This window comes from Cryobacterium glucosi (genome assembly GCF_004402235.1).
Taxonomy (GTDB): Bacteria; Actinomycetota; Actinomycetes; order Actinomycetales; family Microbacteriaceae; genus Cryobacterium; species Cryobacterium glucosi.
Genome location: NZ_SOFS01000031.1, coordinates 21,426 through 39,061, shown reverse-complemented (window position 1 = coordinate 39,061; position 17,636 = coordinate 21,426). Strand labels below are relative to the sequence as shown.

Below are 17,636 nucleotides of genomic sequence, written 5' to 3'. Positions count from 1 at the left end.
GTGCCTGATATGTCTTACTGAGTAAGTTACATCAACATTAAAATACATTCTGAGCGTGTTTGGGAAGGATTCGATAAAATGCGCTCCCCCCACCGTGAGTGACACGACTCGCTCCGGGCCGACCGGAGGCGACATGGCCCAACCCGCACCACTCGCGCACACCCTCACCGGTTTTCCGGCGGCGGCTACGCTGTTAGTGAGCGCCTTCGATGCCAACCGCCAGCGCATCGCGCAAGATTCCGGTGTGAGCGGCACCGAGTTGCGTGCGCTGTTCAGGGTGGGTCGGTCGATGAGCATCACGCCCAAGGACCTGGCCCACCACCTGGGTATGACCACCGGTGCTATCACAGCCATCGCCCGCCGGTTAGTCGACGCGAACCTGTTGCACCGGGTCGACCATCCCGGCGACCGCCGCAGCCTTTATCTTGAACTGACCCAGCATGGGCACGACGTGATGAGCGGCATCCACCGAGATTTCTCGAAGATGCTCGCCGCCTGCACCACCAGCCTCACTGCTATGCAGCTCACCGCCTTCACCGAGGCGCTCACGTCGGTCGCAGCCGAGGTGCGCACTCGGTCCGCGCGCCCCTGACGCGCAGAACGGCTACTCGCTCTTTGTCAAAAACGGCAAGCTGAACAACGGGCACAACTAGGTCTGCCGAGCGCTTACACCGTCTCCTATCCGGACATTCTGTCGACCGGAATACGCTGTTATTGGTCATGCCGAACTGACCAGAAATGCGGCTTTCCTGACGTAACCGTGGGTGGTTTCCGAGGTCACGTCCCGCTGAGTGGCGGAGTTTCTCAACACCGTGCGGATCAATTATTTTAGTTTAGGCGGCGGCGAATTCGGGGAGGATCACCGCCTCGTCGAGGACCTCGATGGGGTTGTTCATGGTGGCCAGTTCGAGCATGGATGCTTCAGAGAAGTAGCGGCGTTCGCCGGCTTCCAACTCGTCGTGCTGCTCGATCAGAACCGACCCGACCAGGCGCAACAGGGCGGCGGCGTTGGGAACACGCCGACGACGTCGGTGCGGCGTTTGATATCTTTATTTACCCGTTCCAGCAGGTTCGTGGACCAGATCTGTCGCCAGTGTCGCCTGTGGAACGCGGCGAAAGCGAGCAGGTCGGGTTGCGCGTCGACGAGCATCGCGGCGACTTTCGGGTGGGACCGGCCGAGTATCGTGGCGACCTTACGGAACTGCTTCTCGATGTGCTCACGGTCGGGCTGAGCGAAGATGGTGCGGATGATCGAGGCGACCATGTCCTGGGACCCCTTCGGGATCACGGCCAGGACATTACGGATGAAGTGCACCCGGCAGCGCTGCCAGCCAGCGCCCGAGCGCTCGAATGGGGCGGCTCCGATGAACGCGGTCGCTTCCGCATCGATCAATTCTTGATAGAGAGTTTCCGTCGCGACGCGGATACGGTCGGTGACATCGGTGAGTTTGAGTTCTCCCAGCAGGTTGAGCAGGGCAGCCTGGTCTAGAGCCATCTCTAATGGTTAGTAGCTGGCCTGGGGCTGGCTGGCAAGCTGGTATCGGCCTTTCCCAACGTGACTCAAGAGCCATCTGTCCCGCGCAAGCGGTGGCTTTCACACGACCTGTCCGCTGGGCTAGGTCGGTGCCGGCCTGACCCGTTTCGATGGCTTCATAGAACGTTGTCCACCCACGCTCCGGCGGGGGTGTGACTCATTAGAGATCTGCCTCGCGACGATTCTCCCAGGCCTGGATAACGAACCATTTACTGGAAGAAGACACTTCGTGAGCACCGTGGCTGACACATACAAATACGTCATCGGCGTGGATACCCACGCCAAAACGCACACCTACGCAGTCGTTGCTGCCGCTACTGGCGCAGTCATTGACACCGCTTCATTTCCCACCACCGACGCTGGCACCGCCCGCGCGATCGCATGGATTGAGCGACGCTCGGATGGGCAGCAGCTTGCCGCTGTCGAGGGCACCGGCTCCTACGGAGCCACCGTGACTCGCGCTCTCACCACCGCGGGGATCCGCGTCTGCGAGGTCAAACCACCCAAACGGCAGGCCCGGGATGGTCACGGCAAAACCGACCAAATCGATACCGTGGCTGCCGCCCGCACCGCGCTTGGCACCGATGCGACCGCGCTGATTCTGCCGCGCGCCGACGGGCTTCGCAGCGCCCTTCGAGTTCTGCTCGTCGCGAGACACAGTATCGATTCCCAACGCACCAGCGACCGCAACGCGCTCAACGCGCTCCTGCGGATAATCAACCTGGGCCTCGACGTCCGCGCACCCCTGACCAACACTCAAGTCGACATGATCGCCGCATGGCGCGATCGCTCCAGCGATGACACTGCCGCTGCCGTCGCCCGAACTGAAGCCCGCAGGCTCGCCTCCGCGATCCACCAACGCACTCACGAGTTGAAAACGAATCACGCGGCCCTGTCAAAGCACGTCGACGAACTCGCTCCAGGCATCCAGGACATCCCCGGTGTCGGACCGTTCACGGCCGCTATCATCCTGACCGCTTATTCCCACCAAGGCAGAGTGCGCTCGGAAGCCGCCTTCGCGGCGTTGGCTGGCGTTAGCCCAATTCCGGCATCATCAGGAAATACGACCCGGCATCGCCTCAACCGCCACGGCGACCGTCAACTAAACCGAGCGCTCCACATCATCGCCCGCTGCCGCATGATCACCGACCCCACGACGAAAAGCTACGTTGACAGAAGAACCGCCGAAGGCAAGACCCGGCGAGAGATCCACCGCTGCCTCAAACGATCATCGCCCGCAGCATCTATCGCTCACTGGCGACCCTTACTGCTTGATTTCAACCATAGAAGGGTCGTGTGGTGTCCTTTGTGAGTTCTTTGATCGGTTCTCACTGACCATCCCACGGTGGCTCTTCCCGTTGGCGAAGCAACGCTCAAGAGCGGGAAACCACACCATTCATCGGGGCGTGACCGCGGCCGCACCTCTATTCCTCCACGTTCCGCCCGGGGCGCGTGCCTGGTCGCCGCTGGCTCCAATAGCGACGAGTAGGTTTTTACAGCAAAGACGTGGGAGTGCCCTCGTCGGGAGTGCGTTTCTGCCGCGACGACGCCAGGAACTGCTGGTGTCGCGGCGCTCACAGCGGAGTCGGGCTGGGTGGTAGCCTAACTGCATGGCTTCGCCTGAGACACAATTTGGCGCAGACGAAGACACTCATTCCTCTCGCGCCGTGCACGAACTCGCCGCTCAGTGGGAACGGCGGGGCCATGATTCCCAGCAGGTCGAGCTCATCGCCCTGGTGAGAAGCACCGCCATACACCTTCGTTCCGGTGCGGATGTTGTGTTGGCCGCCCATGGCTTGTCACGGGAGATTTTCGATATCCTCGCGGCGCTTTATCGCGCCGATGGTGACACGTTTGTTACGCAGGCACAGCTTGCTGGCCAGATGTTCGTGACGCAGGCGGGAATGAAGAAGCGCCTCGGGCGTCTGCATGAGATGGGGTTGGTCACGCGCAGCTTGGATCCGAAGGACGCCCGCCAGTACCAGCTTGCGCTGACTGACGATGGGCGCGCCGTGCTGGACGGGGTGCTCGACGAGTTTTTCGCTGCCGAGGCAGCGAGCTTGGGTGGACTGGCAGAAGCTGACCAGCGCCAGCTCATCCGGTTGCTGCAGCGTCTGCTCGCTCACAAGCCGGGCTGAATCCATGAGCCGGGTGGCTTACACCGGGGGTAAAATACTTAACTAGTTAAGGATTACGCTGGTGTCTGGGCCTAGTAGGGCTCGTGAATCCGTAGGAGGATCCTCATGGCGCTTATCAACAGCGCGGAACCGACGATAGCCCAGGCGCCGCAGGGACAGGTTAACGACCTCAGGTCGGCCCTCGCCCTCATCGCCGATGATCCGAAGAACTTCATCCAGACCGATCATCCGGTCGACCCGAACGCCGAACTGGCGGGCGTGTACAAGCACGTCGGCGCTGGTGGAACGGTGATGCGGCCCACTCGTCGTGGCCCCGCGATGCAGTTCAACAAGATCATCGGCTTCGATGACGTGCGTGTTGTGGTGGGTGTGCTCGCCGATCGAAGCCGCGTCGCGACCCTGCTCGGCGCCACCCCGAAGACAGTGAACCAGGTTGTGGCCGCCGCTTTCAACGCGGCGCTCGCACCCGTCGTTGTGGACAAGAACAATGCACCTGTGCAGGAGAAGATCTACCTCGCCTCCGACCCCGGCTTCGACATCCGTACACTGCTGCCGGCCCCGACGAACACGCCGGAAGACGCCGCACCGTACTTCTGTATGGGATTGCTGCTGGGCACCGACCCCGAAAATGGCCACTCCGACGTCACTATTCACCGTATCGCAGTGCAGGGCAAGGACGAGCTGTCGATCTTCTTCGCGCCGGGCCGCCACATCGACGCGTTCCGGCTCAAGGCCGAGGCCAAGGGCGAGGCTCTTCCGATAACCATCAACATGGGTCTCGACCCCGCCGTCTACATCGGAGCCTGTTTCGAGGCGCCGACCACACCGTTCGGTTACGACGAGTTGCAGGTCGCTGGCGGGCTGCGCCACTCGCCCGTCGAGCTGGTCAAGGCCATCACTGTGAACCAGCACTCCATCGCGCGCGCTGAGATCGTCATCGAGGGCGAGCTATTGCCGAACGTGCGTATGCGCGAGGACCTGCACTCGGACACTGGGCACGCCATGCCCGAGTTTCCCGGCTACAACGGCCCGGCCAACGCCGCGCTGCCGATCTTCAAGGTCACGGCGGTGACCACCCGGACGCACCCGATCCTTGAGACTCTCGTCGGCCCGGGCGAGGAGCATACGTCGCTGGCCGGAATCCCGACTGAGGCCTCGATCCTTCGCGCGTTGGACGCGGCCCTGCCGGGCTTCGTCTCGCAGGTCTACGCACATACCGCCGGCGGCGGCAAGTTGCTCGCGGTTGTGCAGGTGAACAAGTCCAAGGCGTTCGATGACGGCCGTGCCCGCCAGGCCGCTCTGGTGGCCCTGGCCACCTACAGCGAGCTGAAGAACGTCATCCTCGTGGACGAAGACGTTGACCCGTTCGACTCCGACGACGTGCTGTGGGCGATGACCACCCGGATGCAGGGCGACCTCGACCTCATCGTGGTTCCCGGTGTGATGGGGCACGTGCTTGACCCTAGCCAGCAGCCGGACTACGACCCGCGCCTTCCCGTGAAGGGCGTGACCGCAAAGACGATCTTTGACGCGACCGCACCGTTCCACATGAAGGATGTTTTCGCCCGCGCCCAGTTCAAGGAAGTCGACCCCCGGCCATGGGCTCCGAGCCTTCACTTCCCCGAGTACGAGGACTAGGTGGCGCGCAAGCGCCTGATTGTCGGCATCACCGGTGCTAGCGGAATCGCCTATGGCGTTCGGATGCTTGACGTGCTGCGCGGACAGGACGTCGAAACCCATCTCGTCATATCACCTTCCGGGCAGATCACCCGGGAGTACGAAACGGTGCTGTCCAAACACGAGTTGGAGGGCCTTGCCGATTTTGTGCACAAGCCCTCCGACATCGCAGCGTCGATCTCCTCGGGTTCTTTCGTCACTGACGGCATGGTCATAGCGCCCTGCTCGATGCGCACTCTGGCCGAGATAGCCACCGGCGTCAGCGCATCGCTGGTCTCGCGGGCGGCCGACGTCATCCTCAAGGAACGTCGCCGCCTGGTGCTACTCGCGCGGGAAACCCCATTGTCACTGGTGCACCTGCGCAACATGACGGCTGTGACCGAGGCCGGCGGGATCATCTTCCCGCCGGTCCCCGCCTTTTACATCAGACCGACGTCGTCGATCGACATCGTTGACCAGACCGTAGGTCGGGTTCTCGACCTGTTTGACATCCACATCGACACCTTCCCCCGCTGGGGAGCCGAATCAAAGAAGGTCCAATGATAGGCGCTATTATCAACTCCGTAGCCGTGCTGGTCGGCGGCTTTGGAGGTGCGGCCCTCGGCGGTCGTATGCCCACACGACTGAAAGTCGGCCTGCCCGCAATCTTCGGTGTGGCTTCGATGGCCATGGGCGTGGTGATGATCGTCAAGGTCGATACCATCGGCGTGATGGTTATCTCGGTTCTCCTCGGCTGCGTGGTAGGGGAGCTGGCCTACGTCGAGAAGGTCATCGGCGTGGCCGCATCGGCGCTAAACCGCTTCATCGGACGGGTTGTGCCGATACCCGGCAACATCACCCATGAAGAATTCCTCGAGAAGTACGTGGCCATTGTGGTGCTCTTCTGTGCGAGCGGAACCGGAATCTTTGGCGCTCTGCACGAAAGCATGACCGGCGACCCGTCGATTCTGATCGCCAAGGCCGCGCTCGACCTTCTGACTTCTGCAATCTTTGCCACCACCCTGGGCTACGCGGTCGGAGTGGTCGCGGTGCCGCAGATCGTCATCATGGTTCTGATTGAGCTCGGCGCCGTGTTCATTGAGCCGCTGATGAGCGGTGGCGCAGAGGCCAACTTCTCCGCCGTGGGTGGAGTTCTGATGCTGGCAACAGGTTTCCGAATCTGCGGCCTGAAAAACTTCCCGATTGCGAATATGCTGCCGGCGCTGATCTTCGTTATTCCGGTGACCACGCTCTGGTCTTTGGTCTTCTAAACCATGGCCGCCGGAACCATATCGCCCGCGTTCACCGCGGCGATCGACCGGTATATCGCCGGCCACCACGTGGTGTCGCTCGCCGCCAGCGCCGAAAACGCGGTGTGGGCGGCGAGTGTGTTCTACTCGTTTGACCTGCCCGGGCGGAGGCTGCTGTTTGTCACGAGCCCGAACACGGCCCATGGGCGCCTGATGCTGGCCAATCCCACCGTCGCCGCGACTATTTCCACCCAAGAAAAAGACGTCACGAAGCTTCAGGGTATTCAGCTGCGCGGAACGTCGACTCTGCTTGCTGGCGCGGAGGCCGACCGGGGGCGAAAACTGTTCGCCGCGATATCCCCGGTGCCTATTATTGTGAACGTCGCGCTGTGGGCACTGGCGCCGACCTACTTAAAAATGGTCGACAACTCAAGGGGATTCAGTCACAAAGAAGAGTGGCCCCAGCTCGACTAGAGGGTCGCGCCGCCGCGCGTGGCCGGTTGCGTCCAATAGCGTGGTGTAACCCCGGCCCTGATGGGCGTGTTGCACCGATGTGAGGCGGCCACTGGCCCTCTCGTGAGTGCAGGCTCTCTCCATCAGTAGCTTTCTTCTGCGTGCGAATTTCGCGTACGCCCCAGTATCAAACAACTGACGCTGAACATCATCACGACCCTGCATGCATCAAGGTCTAAACACTCCATCCGAAACCGTGCGTCGGTACGCTTTCATCGCCCAAATGTCAGCAGGTTCGTAGGACCTGCACCGTTCGAGGAGCATGTCGTTTTTGCCGAGGCCGTCGGTCCCAGACGACCTTACGGCTGACCAACGAGAGGTTTCTTTCCAACTCATCGCGACTTGACGTAGCGACGGTTGGACGCCCCCATACAGGGGTGCGCAGGGGTACGTCAACCCTCTTGAGAGTTCTCTTTTCAGCATGTGTACTGAACCTCCCATTGTGATTTGGAGGCGTTCATGCCCGAACATGTCCTAGCTTCACGTCAGCCCGATAGCGTTAGCTTAGTCGCCGTTTCCGCGACGACCTGGCAAGTACGAGGTCAGCGAGACGGGGATGAGCCGGCCTCTGTTCTCCTCGGCTACATTCAACACGTCGGAGATACCTTCGAGGCGACGAGTCTCATCAGGCCTCTAGAATGCTGTGCCATGTCCACCCTGGCCCGAGCGGTGGAGAGTATCGCCGGGGCGGCAACGAAATGAGCGCCGAAACCCAAGCCCCGACAACCACCTCCCCAGTCTCGCTTGTTCGCCCGGCGGTCGCCGGGCGCTATACGCGCGAGGCCACAGATACTTTCGGTGACTATCTGCGCCGCATCGGCAAAGGCCCCCTCCTCAGCGCCGAGGACGAAGTCAACCTCGCCAAGCAGATCGAAGTCGGACTGTTCGCCGCCGAAAAACTCGCGCACGGGGTCGACGACCACGAGCTTTCCCGGGAACTCGCCTGGCTCGCCCACGACGGCGGCCGGGCGAAGAACCACTTCATCGAAGCCAACCTCCGCCTCGTCGTCAGCATCGCCAAACACTACTCCGGCCGCGGGGTGCCGATCATGGACCTCGTCCAGGACGGCAACATCGGCCTCGTCCGCGCGGTAGAAAAGTACGACTTCACGACCGGCTACAAGTTCTCCACCTACGCCACCTGGTGGATCCGCCAAGCAATCCACCGCGGCATAGCCGACAAGTCCCGCATGATCCGCATCCCCGTGCACACCGCGGAAAAGCTCAACAAGATCAAGCTAATCCGCCGCGACCTTATGATTTCCCTCGATCGGGAACCAACCATCGAGGAACTGGCAGCTGCCAGCCTTCTCCCGGCCAAGGACGTGTCCAGGTTACTCAGCTACGACCGCGAACCCATCTCTCTGGACATGCCGATCGGTGATGGTGTTGGGGACATCTCCGAACTCATCCAAGACGGCGACCTGCCCGAGCCCGAGGAATACGCGACCCTGACCCTCCGCCGGGCCGATATCTCCTTCCACCTTCACCGACTGCCGTCCCGGGAACAGGCCATCTTGACCGCCCGGTTCGGACTCGACGGCGACGAGCCGCACACCCTCGAACAGGTCGCAGCCGTCCAGGGCGTCACCCGGGAACGCGTCAGACAAATCGAAAAACGCGCCCTCGCACTCCTGCGCGTACCCCGACTCGAACAATACCTCTACGACTAAAACGCGATAGGGAAGACAACCCCCGGTCGGTTTCGGTCACGGTGAGGAACTTCGCACCTTGGTGCGCGCGTTTGCTGGCCCCGGCAGAATGGGCTGGCCACCAGAATTCCGTACAGCGACGACTAACCCACGACTGAGCGGCGGCCGATCCCCCGACAAGTCGAGAGGTGTGAGCTGCTGAGGTAGAACCTTCTGCGCGTGAAGTGGGCCAAGTAAAAAACTGAGACAACGGTGCTCGTTTGGCGAAATTGATGGAATTCAACATTTTTCGAGCGGCCCAATTTTCGGGTTGACTACGAGGCTGCTGAGTGTGAGTATCACGATCCGACCCGAAAGGCTTACAACCATGAAAGTACTCGCATACATTTTGTCGGTGCTCGTGGCAACCGGCCTCATTATCGGCGGCACCTTCCTGATCCTCGTCCAAGCGCCAACAGATTCGAGCGGCCTGCTGTTACTGGCGATCGGCGCGCTCTGTGTTTTCATCTACGGCCCACTCATCCTGGGTTCAATCACGTCATATTGGGATGTGAAGAAAACGGGCGAGAGTCGACGGTATTTCAGATGGTGGTTCGGGATAGTGCTCGGACTCGAGGCACTCGGAGCGGTCGCGATCATTCTCTATGCGCTCCTCACCCACGCGCCTGCTTGGCTGCCGATCGTCTTCATCGGAGCCGGGGTCGCGCTCACCGCGGTCGCATTGCTCGTGGGACAAACGCTCCTCCGACACGAAGAAGCACGTCCCCTCGTCGAACGACCCTGGGTTCCGATCAGCCGAAGGGAGATCGTGCGCAAGATCACCATCGTTGCCATCACCTTTGTAGCCACACTCGTACTCGCTCTCGTGCTGTTCATTGTTCTCGCCCGTGGGAGCACGTCCGCCATCTCGGAAATCGGCGTGCAGCTGACCTTCGCGGCAGAATCTGCGTTCTTCGCCGCGGCCCTTGCCTGCATACTCGTGACGCTGCCACTAAATCGCCGTCTTCGCGAAAGCGTCAGCCGGGACCTTGGAAGATTGAGAAAGATGGGCAAGGTAGTGCTACGCGGCAAGCAACTAGAGCTCGATCACGACGAGCAGGTCGCTGCGGCCAAATACGCGGTGCTGATTTCGATTGTCTTTCCCTTCCAACTCGCTTACATCACGCTGCTCTATGTCGGACTCGGAATCCAGCAGGCACAGTCCCTCGTGGCGGGAACCCGATCGGACTTTTCGATCGGGCTAATTATCGCGCTCCTCGTCGTGCTGCTGGCTTTCTTCCCTCTGTTCGGTCGACGAATATACCGGGCACGCAAATACGCGCGTGAGCACACAGAACTTCTTCCAACAGATGATGTCACGTCCACCCCCACCGCCAACGGCCTCGTCCGTTAGCGGAAAGTCTTTCAAACCTCAGCGCGGAGATACGCGTAAACAGTTTCCCGGCTGATACCAAAGTCTCGAGCCAGAGCAGCCTTCGGCACGCCGTCGGCCGCCTTCTCACGCAACTCCGCAGCCCGGGCCGCATCCAGAGAAGGCGCGCGTCCCCGGTACACACCACGCCTCTTCGCCAGGGCAATACCCTCACGCTGACGTTCGCGAATCAGAGACCGCTCGAACTCAGCAAAAGCCCCCTGAGGCTGCCATAGTCAGTTGGCTATGTCAACACAAGCGGGACCCATGAGGGCGATCTAAGCGGTACCCATCGATGTGGATCAGTTGGGAGGGTTAGTGCTGCGTCCCGGGTCGGCTCAGGAGAGTGTGAAAGGCTGGGTGCATGATTCTTGAGCACGCGATTCTTCCTGTTCGTTCGGGTTACGAATCGGAATTCGAGGTGGCGTTCGCGCAAGCGCGTTCCCTCATCAGCAAGCAACCCGGGTTTCGGTGCCTTTCCTTATCCCGATCGATGGAATCGCCCAACCTCTACTTGCTCCTCGTGGAGTGGGACTCTCTGGAAGCTCATACGTCCGGGTTCCGAACGTCAGAGGAGTACAAGACCTGGAAAGAGTTACTACACCGTTTCTACGACCCGTTCCCCGCTGTCGAGCACTTCGAAGAGGTGAAGTAGCTTCCACCTCGGCTGATCAGGTGATGTGTTCGGCGCGGGTGTGAGCGAGTCGGTAGGAGTCGGTGCCGGTTTCAATGATGGTGCCGTTGAAGGTCAGCCGGTCAACGATCGCGGCGCAGAGCCTGGGGTCGGTGAAGGTCTTTGTCCAGCCTGAGAAAGACTCGTTGGACGCGATCGCGATCGAGTTGTTTTCTTCCCGCTCGGTGAGGACTTGGAAGAGGAGTTCGGCGCCGCGCCGGTCGAGTTCCATGTAACCAAGTTCATCGATCATCAGCAGGTCCACGCGGCCGTAGCGGGCGATGGTCCTGGCGAGATTCTTCTCGTCGGCGGCTTCGACGAGTTCGTTTACGAGGCGTGTGGCGAGCGTGTATTTGACCCTGAATCCTTTCTCGGCAGCGGCGGTGCCGAGGCCGATGAGGAGGTGGCTTTTGCCGGTGCCTGAGTCACCGATGAGGCAGAGCGGTTGCCCGCGGCGGATCCAATCCCCGGTGGCTAACGTGTTGATGGTGGCGGAATTGATGTTCGGGTTGGCGTCGAAGTCGAAATCTCCGAGCCATTTGTCTCTCGGGAAGCCTGCGGCTTTGACTCGTCGAACCGATGAGCGGCGATCGCGGTCGTCGCACTCGGCCAGCAGCAGTTCTGCGAGGAACCCTTGATAGCTCAGCTGTTCCTTCTGTGCTGCTGTGGTGGCTTCATCGACGACAGCGCGGATTGTTGGAAGGCGGAGCCTGCGGCAGGCTTGGTCGATCGCTGCGTTGGCTGCCTCTTCAGTGAGGCCTCGCCTTCGTCGGAGGGTCGTGGTGATGCTGGGCTTCCGCCCGGTAGGGCTGGTTGCGGTCAACCGATTACCGGTCGCATCAAATGTTGCTGTCGCGGTCCGCTTAAGCGGATCCGTCACCGAGAGGGGGTCCCCGAGCGCGTCGTACGTCCGACCCCGACACCGGGCTCGTGTATCTCCGCGCCCGCGACTACGACCCAGCCACCGGGCAGTTCCTCACCGTGGACCCCGCCCTTTCCATTACCCACCAGCCGTACGCCTACGCATCCAACAACCCCCTTCTCGCGACCGACCCGTACGGGCTCTGGACAATCGACAACGGACTCGACTGGCTCGCAGGCAGCCTCCTCCACGGGCCCGGTGCCAACGTCACCAGCTTCATCGTCGGATTCGGGGACGGCGCCTCCTTCGGGCTCACCGATATGGCCCGCAGCGCGAGCGACAGTATTTTCGGCACAGGCCTCAATTGCACATTCAACAAAGATGGATCGTACGTCGGCGGCGCTGTAGCCGGTGGTGTAGTCACAGCCGTGGTGTCCGGGGGTGCTTCCGCAGCCGGTGGCGGTGCGGGCAGCGCCGCCGTTCAGGTTTCGAACGAAACGCTGGTGATAGGTCGAGGCATGGCGCGAGTAGTTCCATATGCTGAGCAGATCGGCGCGAGAACGTACGCGGGGACGCCCTCTTGGGTTCCCTTGCGGAATGAAACGATAGATCTCTTCTTCAACAAGGCTTTTATCAGTAGCGAAATGAGAGCAGGCACGCGAATCGTTGATATCGGAGCGCCTGCCGGAGCCACACCTAGTCAGTTTTACGAACTCGAGCAGCGGTTACTCAATGGCTATACGAACTATGTCAAGGACCTGCAACCATGATGCAAATGCGGCGGGAACCATTCGCCATTCCACTTGTCCGGAGGTATGCGGTCCGAGGCGCCGGCCTTCCCTTCCGAGCACGGCGAGGTACTGTTCTCAGGCGGGTCGAGAAGACCCTCGGCACAGGCGATGCATGGACACTGATCCGCCTCGCCGACGACGCATGGGCGCGAGGCTCCGACGAATGGAGTGACTTGGGCTACTGACCCCCGTAACCAAAATGTCGAAGCTCCGACGACAACGGACTCGACTGGTGTGGCACCGTCAACCGTTCGCGGTATTCCTCGGCGTTCAGTTCACCCTTGGCGAATCGTTCGTCCAGAACCTGACGCGCGGCGCTCGGTCCTCGTGGACGCGAATCGGCTGACGAATCATCGCGCCGACCCCGGTTCGCTCCGCCGCCCGAGGCGCGGACTGCCCAGATGACCAGTAAGACAATGCCGACGAGTAGGAGCAGCCCAATCGGCCACACCCACCCCGCCGCACCCATGTTGTATCCATTTCCCCACATCATTTCTTCCTCCTTGTTCATTTCCGTCCGGTCGGGCAATGCCTGGCCACGATGTATTCAAGCTACCGTCACACCCCGAGGGGTAAACAGGTTCGGGATGAGGCCCTACACGTACGTCGACACCCTTGACCGCTACGCCGCGTCAGTGTGCCTAGGAAACCGTGAGCTCGCTGTACATTCCTGCGGGATAGTGACCGGGAAGGTTGCAGAGCACCTCGTAGCGTCCGGGTGCCAGATCCATGGTCACCCAGCTAGCAGCTCCGGGCGTGATTCCCTCACCGGCGCCTTGCCCGTTGGTGGTGGATGCTTCGCCGAGGCTGCCGAGCGCCGCCGGGTAGACTAGGCCCTGTTCGCGGTCGTGATGGAGGCCTACGTCCACGGTGTCTCGACCCGGAAAGTCGACGACCTCGTCAAGGCCCTCGGCGCTGACACCGGGATCTCCAAGTCTGAAGTGTCCCGGATCTGCGCGGGCCTGGACGCTGAGGTGGCCGAGTTCCGCGACCGCACCCTTGCCGCGCAGGACTTCCCCTACGTGCTCCTCGACGCCACCTACTGCAAGGCCCGCGTCGGCCACCGGATCGTGTCCCAGGCGATCGTCGTGGCGGTCGGCGTGGCCGCTGATGGGCGCCGGGAAGTCCTCGGCTTCGACGTTGGCGACAGCGAGAACGAGGGCTTCTGGACCAGCTTCCTGCGGTCGTTGAAGACTCGCGGTCTCGACGGTGGCGAGTCGCCCTATCGGGTAGCGCTGTTCCGGCGATGCAAAGCCTTGAGACCCAGCGTCCACGAAGTGACGAGATCCAGTGTCCACTGGATGTCACGAGATCACACACCGGGTCGCCAGAACAGCGCTACCCGATGAGGTGACGCGCCAGCGATCTGCCCTACACACATTTCACCGTGTTGCTGGAGCCTGTGCGGCGCCTTGCCCTCGCGACTGGCGTCAACATCGACGGTAACCAGCTCGTCGACGTTGACCGAGGCGATGACTTGCACCTCGACCCGTGCATCCCATCGGCGAACAGACCGGGGAGGCGGTCTACGCGAAAAACGTTCGCGACCGCGGACATCTCGTCCGGCGACGAGAACCGGTGTGGGGAGACGCGGTGTCCGCCAGACAAGCCAATGCTGACACCTTCGCCTACAACATGATGCCACGCCCCGCAGGCCGGGGAATTCAACCAGTCGAGAAAGCTCTGGCTCGGCCTCGAGGACCATGTCCTCACCTACGCACGCACGAACAAAAACCGCAGAGCGCCTTCACTGCGCCCGTGCTCGCAACTGATGATCCGATGTACCGCGGCGTCGGGCTCCCGCAATCCTTCTGGAAGTTCGCGGCGTGGACCGCATCGGTGGACAGCTCCACTCGCTTCACGCTGCCGGGTTTGTCCTGGACCGTAGGGTACGCACTAGTCGCGTTATGTGCCAACTTTTTCAGGTTCAAATCGCTACTTGCGGTAGCGGATTCAATTAGGTTGGCCGACCTCTTGACGCTTCAGGTTGATCAGCGGGTCTGGATTCTGCAGAACGCCTGTGCCTCTTTCAAGTCCTCGTCGGTCTCATCGATGGCGGTTTCATTGATGATCTTGATCGGCTCGTCCACCCCAGCGTCAGTGGCCCGCATCCAATACGCCCAGCACGTTCCAGTTCCGCCGGCGGGGTGTCCGTGCTTTGAGGTGAACCGGATGCCGAGGGGCTGAGTTCCATCGAAGAGGGTGACAGTATCCCTGAGCCACCCCGCGATCATGGTTGTAATTGCACGATCGTCTCCCGTGAGGTGAGCGACAGTAAGACCTCCATCGATTCCGAGAGTGGTCAACTCTTCCTCAAGATGCGTGGAGAGCGCGGTCAGAGTGCTGGTTGACGTGATGTCCACCCACCACCCGGGCATGTAGTCGAGTCGATAGATCGCACGTCCTTCGCGCCACGCCTTCGGCAGCCATCTGGCACGCATAGTGCCGCCCTGGTCCCAGTCGGTGACCACCATGGCCCAATAATCGTCGAGTGAAATACCCATAGCCTCGGCGTCTTTCTGCAGAGCGCGCCGACTTCCGTTGATTTCGGTGCGGTAGGGGGCGAGAAGCTCCATGAATGACGTGAGTCGGTCGTTCGTGGAGTAGAGCGTGCGCCCTACAGTGTCGTACCGGCCCCACCCGGCAGGGTCGAGGGAACCGTCAGGTTCAGGCTCTCGTATTACCGGGGAGAGCGCGCCGAACGAAGTTCGAGCAATGCGATAGCTGCCGGGCGCCGGATTGTCGACAAGCTCCAACCCGGAGACGGAACAGACCGTCATTAACCGGAAAAGGTATCGTCGATGATGGCTTGAACGGCCTGGCCAGCTTCTTTGAAACGGTCCTCACGGATAGCGGTTATGGGTGTGTCGTAGCCGAGCCAGGGGTTCGCACCAATGAACCAGGCGCGTGCGACGTGCTCCCCTTCAGATTCGACCAGCTTTGTCCACTGCTCGTAGGCGAACTGGAGCCGCCTCATTGACTCATTCTTCGGAGCGGGGCCATCGGCCTTGGCCCAACGGTACGGAAGCTTGTGATCCTTGCTCCCGGATAGAGATGCAACAAGGGTTCCACCCAATGATGCGTTCAACCGGCGAGTGATTTCTCGGATGTCGAGCCTGATCGTCCTCGCGTGAGCAGCATTAACATGCGTAGTGACAGCCATTAGCTCTCCAATCATCCGGTGGCATTCGAGCAAAGAATAGAAACTCGAATACCACCATCTTTACACTACAAGCTGTGTTTTAGTTAACTATTTATTTACCAACCAAATCTGTGTGTTAACGCCAACTGAAACCAGGGCCACTGTCGTGTGTTCCTAGCGTGCCGTGGTCGCGATGGCTTCGTGTTGTCGAGCCGGCAGGCCGTCGTACTTGAGGCTAGTGAGGTCAACGTGGTGGACGGTGCGGTCGACCATTGCAGAGGCGATGGTGAGGTCGCCGAAGGCGCCACGGGCCTGCGCGTCCACTGCACGGGGTCTCGTCATCCGAGGTAGAAACGGCCGATCACGTAGAAAACGAAATCGATGAGGCCAATGCACATGCCCGCGATCGCCAGACCCCGACCACGTGCCCCCGTCCGACGTATGGTCCGGAGCGCACGGCCGCAGAGTGCCGTAGCCAACGCACCGACGAATCCGAAAACGATCAACCCGACGCAGGCGAGTACGAAACCCCAAATGGCCGTCCTGTTAAATGGCGGACGCGTCCTCTGGACGCCGTCGAGCGCCCACGGATCCACCGGCACAGGTGCAGGCACGTCGTAGTCGTCCCGCGGAACGGGAGGCGGGAAATCTGTCATGGCGAACCCTCTCTTCGAAAGAACCGAGGGCAATCGGCGGCCCCCGACAACGAACTTACTGCCGATCGCGGACTGCCCCGCCTTTTCGGAAATCCGGGCCGGGGTTACCTGAGCATCCTCAGCGGAGGTCCCAGCGGAATTGACCAGCTCACCTTGGTCACCACCGCAATCCAGCCCGTCGCCACGGACCGGACTTCCACTCACCAACGAAGGCCACGCGAGTCCATTGACAGGTTTATCGTGATGTTGGCCAGATTGAGTCGATCGCCGAACCGATCCGGGTTGAGCCATTCGAGGTCTTCCGCAGTGATGCCGAACCGAGCAGCGATTGCATTCTCCGTGTCGTTTGGAGCGATCAGGTAGCTGAAGGGAGTGTCGTCAGCTCCAAGGGAAACCTGACCTTGCGCGCCCTCGGCAGAGCCATGGTCGGTGACATTAGGGCCCGCAGGCATGTTGGGAAGGTCCCAGGTGAGTGTGGCGGTCGCGATGACGCTGCCCAGTCCGATCGGCGCTCCGGGCGGTGCCGCCCAGATCACGGCTGTGCGCATGAAGCGGGGATCGTTCGTCTCGAAGCCACCGTAGTCGACGCTCGGTGTCGAGAAGGTTTGATCGGACACCTGACTGAGCGGGTCGTATCGGTAGTAGCTGAAGCCCTGCTGCAGGTCCCATTCGCTTGCCGTGGATGGCAGGGAATTCAGCTCGAGCGAGGCTCCGGCAAGCGGCACAGGTTGCAGGCCGGTCAAGATGACGTCGAACCCATGGTCCGCGCCGTTCGCCTTGATCTGGATCTTCCCCGTGGTTCCCTGGCCACTGAAATCTCCCATGGCGATTAGTGTGCCAGGAGGCAGGTCCGACAAGCCCGGAACCTTCTTCACGGTGTCTTCCTCGGCAGTAGCCGACGGTGCAGGCGCCGCCGCATTGGACGCTTCCGAAGGACCAGGATGCACCGCAGGCGCCGTGCAGCCTGTCAGGATCGCCGCGAGCAATGTTGCTATCCCGATGGAGTGGACCGACCGGTGGCCTCCCTGTCTCATTAGCGCACTCTACCCATGGCCGGCGCAGGAACGTCGTAGCCGTCTCGCGGGACTGGCGGTGGGAAATCTGTCATGGCTAGCTAGCCCACTGCCATCGCGAGTCGAGCAGTCACACAGGTCCCCCCAGGTTCCCCACGTTTTCCCCACCGGCCCCGCTCTGAGCAGCGATGATTATTGCCCTGCCTGCTCCGGGTGGAGCCCAGCCGATCCCATTGCAATCGCGAGCCGAGCGGTCATACAGATTCCCCCCAGGGTTTCCCACGCGTTCCCACCGGCCCCGCGATGAGCGAACGGACGACCGTCATCGACAAGGCTATGCGGGAC

At 61.3% G+C, this 17,636-nt stretch carries 16 protein-coding genes and 6 pseudogenes; 13 read left to right on the top strand and 9 right to left on the bottom strand.

Annotated elements, in window-relative coordinates:
* Positions 1–94 precede the first annotated feature (94 nt).
* Complete coding sequence (locus E3O46_RS13565) at positions 95–592, top strand: MarR family winged helix-turn-helix transcriptional regulator (protein ID WP_134561872.1); 498 nt, start codon at positions 95–97, stop codon at positions 590–592.
* A 241-nt stretch (positions 593–833) separates the two neighbouring features.
* Here the strand turns inward: E3O46_RS13565 and E3O46_RS13560 are convergent.
* Positions 834–1,339: pseudogene (locus E3O46_RS13560) on the bottom strand (transposase); the annotation flags it as partial.
* Between the two features lie 424 nt (positions 1,340–1,763).
* Here E3O46_RS13560 and E3O46_RS13555 point away from each other — a divergent pair.
* From E3O46_RS13555 to E3O46_RS13520, 8 genes and pseudogenes are all read left to right on the top strand, one after another.
* Positions 1,764–2,809 (top strand): annotated as a pseudogene (locus E3O46_RS13555) (IS110 family RNA-guided transposase).
* Positions 2,810–3,144: 335 nt separating this feature from the next.
* Positions 3,145–3,672: a MarR family winged helix-turn-helix transcriptional regulator gene (locus E3O46_RS13550; protein ID WP_134561871.1), complete on the top strand. Its 528-nt coding sequence runs from the start codon at positions 3,145–3,147 to the stop codon at positions 3,670–3,672.
* A gap of 105 nt (positions 3,673–3,777) precedes the next feature.
* Positions 3,778–5,310, top strand: a complete 1,533-nt coding sequence (locus E3O46_RS13545) for a UbiD family decarboxylase (RefSeq protein ID WP_134561870.1) — start codon at positions 3,778–3,780, stop codon at positions 5,308–5,310.
* On the top strand, positions 5,311–5,892 hold the full coding sequence (locus tag E3O46_RS13540; RefSeq protein ID WP_134561869.1) for a UbiX family flavin prenyltransferase: 582 nt from the start codon (positions 5,311–5,313) through the stop codon (positions 5,890–5,892).
* Positions 5,889–6,599, top strand: a complete 711-nt coding sequence (locus tag E3O46_RS13535; RefSeq protein WP_134561868.1) for a DUF554 domain-containing protein — start codon at positions 5,889–5,891, stop codon at positions 6,597–6,599. The genes E3O46_RS13540 and E3O46_RS13535 overlap by 4 nt, the downstream gene beginning before the upstream one ends.
* A gap of 3 nt (positions 6,600–6,602) precedes the next feature.
* Positions 6,603–7,052 (top strand): PNPOx family protein, encoded by a 450-nt coding sequence (locus E3O46_RS13530; RefSeq protein WP_134561867.1) that lies wholly within the window; start codon positions 6,603–6,605, stop codon positions 7,050–7,052.
* A 737-nt stretch (positions 7,053–7,789) separates the two neighbouring features.
* Positions 7,790–8,764, top strand: a complete 975-nt coding sequence (locus E3O46_RS13525) for a sigma-70 family RNA polymerase sigma factor (RefSeq protein ID WP_134561866.1) — start codon at positions 7,790–7,792, stop codon at positions 8,762–8,764.
* Positions 8,765–9,110: 346 nt separating this feature from the next.
* Positions 9,111–10,136 carry a hypothetical protein gene (locus E3O46_RS13520; RefSeq protein WP_134561865.1) on the top strand — a complete coding sequence of 342 codons (1,026 nt, stop codon included), beginning with the start codon at positions 9,111–9,113 and terminating at the stop codon, positions 10,134–10,136.
* A gap of 11 nt (positions 10,137–10,147) precedes the next feature.
* Here E3O46_RS13520 and E3O46_RS13515 read toward each other — a convergent pair.
* Positions 10,148–10,375: pseudogene (locus E3O46_RS13515) on the bottom strand (helix-turn-helix domain-containing protein); the annotation flags it as partial.
* 143 nt (positions 10,376–10,518) lie between these two features.
* Between E3O46_RS13515 and E3O46_RS13510 the strand changes: the two are divergent.
* Entirely contained in the window at positions 10,519–10,809 is a 291-nt protein-coding gene (locus E3O46_RS13510; RefSeq protein ID WP_134561864.1) for an antibiotic biosynthesis monooxygenase family protein, read from the top strand.
* Positions 10,810–10,825: 16 nt separating this feature from the next.
* Here the strand turns inward: E3O46_RS13510 and istB are convergent, their stop codons facing one another.
* Positions 10,826–11,650, bottom strand: a complete 825-nt coding sequence (gene istB / locus E3O46_RS13505; protein ID WP_134564129.1) for an IS21-like element helper ATPase IstB — start codon at positions 11,648–11,650, stop codon at positions 10,826–10,828.
* Positions 11,651–11,748: 98 nt separating this feature from the next.
* On the opposite strand from istB, the pseudogene E3O46_RS13500 reads away from it, so the two are divergent.
* Positions 11,749–12,459: pseudogene (locus tag E3O46_RS13500) on the top strand (RHS repeat-associated core domain-containing protein); the annotation flags it as partial.
* A gap of 662 nt (positions 12,460–13,121) precedes the next feature.
* Here the strand turns inward: E3O46_RS13500 and E3O46_RS18335 are convergent.
* Positions 13,122–13,349 (bottom strand): sulfocyanin-like copper-binding protein, encoded by a 228-nt coding sequence (locus E3O46_RS18335; RefSeq protein WP_166788289.1) that lies wholly within the window; start codon positions 13,347–13,349, stop codon positions 13,122–13,124.
* On the opposite strand from E3O46_RS18335, the pseudogene E3O46_RS13490 reads away from it, so the two are divergent.
* Together E3O46_RS13490 and E3O46_RS19050 are read left to right on the top strand one after the other, a co-directional pair.
* A pseudogene (locus E3O46_RS13490) lies at positions 13,296–13,691 on the top strand (transposase); the annotation flags it as partial. The gene E3O46_RS18335 and the pseudogene E3O46_RS13490 overlap by 54 nt on opposite strands.
* Before the next feature lie 280 nt (positions 13,692–13,971).
* Positions 13,972–14,259: pseudogene (locus E3O46_RS19050) on the top strand (DNA/RNA non-specific endonuclease); the annotation flags it as partial.
* A 212-nt stretch (positions 14,260–14,471) separates the two neighbouring features.
* Here the strand turns inward: E3O46_RS19050 and E3O46_RS18760 are convergent.
* From E3O46_RS18760 to E3O46_RS13475, 5 genes are all read right to left on the bottom strand, one after another.
* A complete protein-coding gene (locus tag E3O46_RS18760; protein ID WP_241987421.1) occupies positions 14,472–15,056 on the bottom strand; it encodes a hypothetical protein in 585 nt (194 codons plus the stop codon).
* Between the two features lie 203 nt (positions 15,057–15,259).
* Positions 15,260–15,457, bottom strand: coding sequence for a hypothetical protein (locus E3O46_RS18755; RefSeq protein WP_241987420.1), 198 nt, complete (start codon positions 15,455–15,457; stop codon positions 15,260–15,262).
* Positions 15,458–15,796: 339 nt separating this feature from the next.
* Positions 15,797–15,964 carry a hypothetical protein gene (locus tag E3O46_RS18330; RefSeq protein ID WP_166788291.1) on the bottom strand — a complete coding sequence of 56 codons (168 nt, stop codon included), beginning with the start codon at positions 15,962–15,964 and terminating at the stop codon, positions 15,797–15,799.
* Entirely contained in the window at positions 15,961–16,278 is a 318-nt protein-coding gene (locus tag E3O46_RS19045) for a DUF4190 domain-containing protein (protein WP_420897743.1), read from the bottom strand. The genes E3O46_RS18330 and E3O46_RS19045 overlap by 4 nt, the downstream gene beginning before the upstream one ends.
* 200 nt (positions 16,279–16,478) lie before the next feature.
* Positions 16,479–17,312, bottom strand: a complete 834-nt coding sequence (locus E3O46_RS13475) for a LysM peptidoglycan-binding domain-containing protein (protein ID WP_134561859.1) — start codon at positions 17,310–17,312, stop codon at positions 16,479–16,481.
* Between the last annotated feature and the right edge of the window lie 324 nt (positions 17,313–17,636).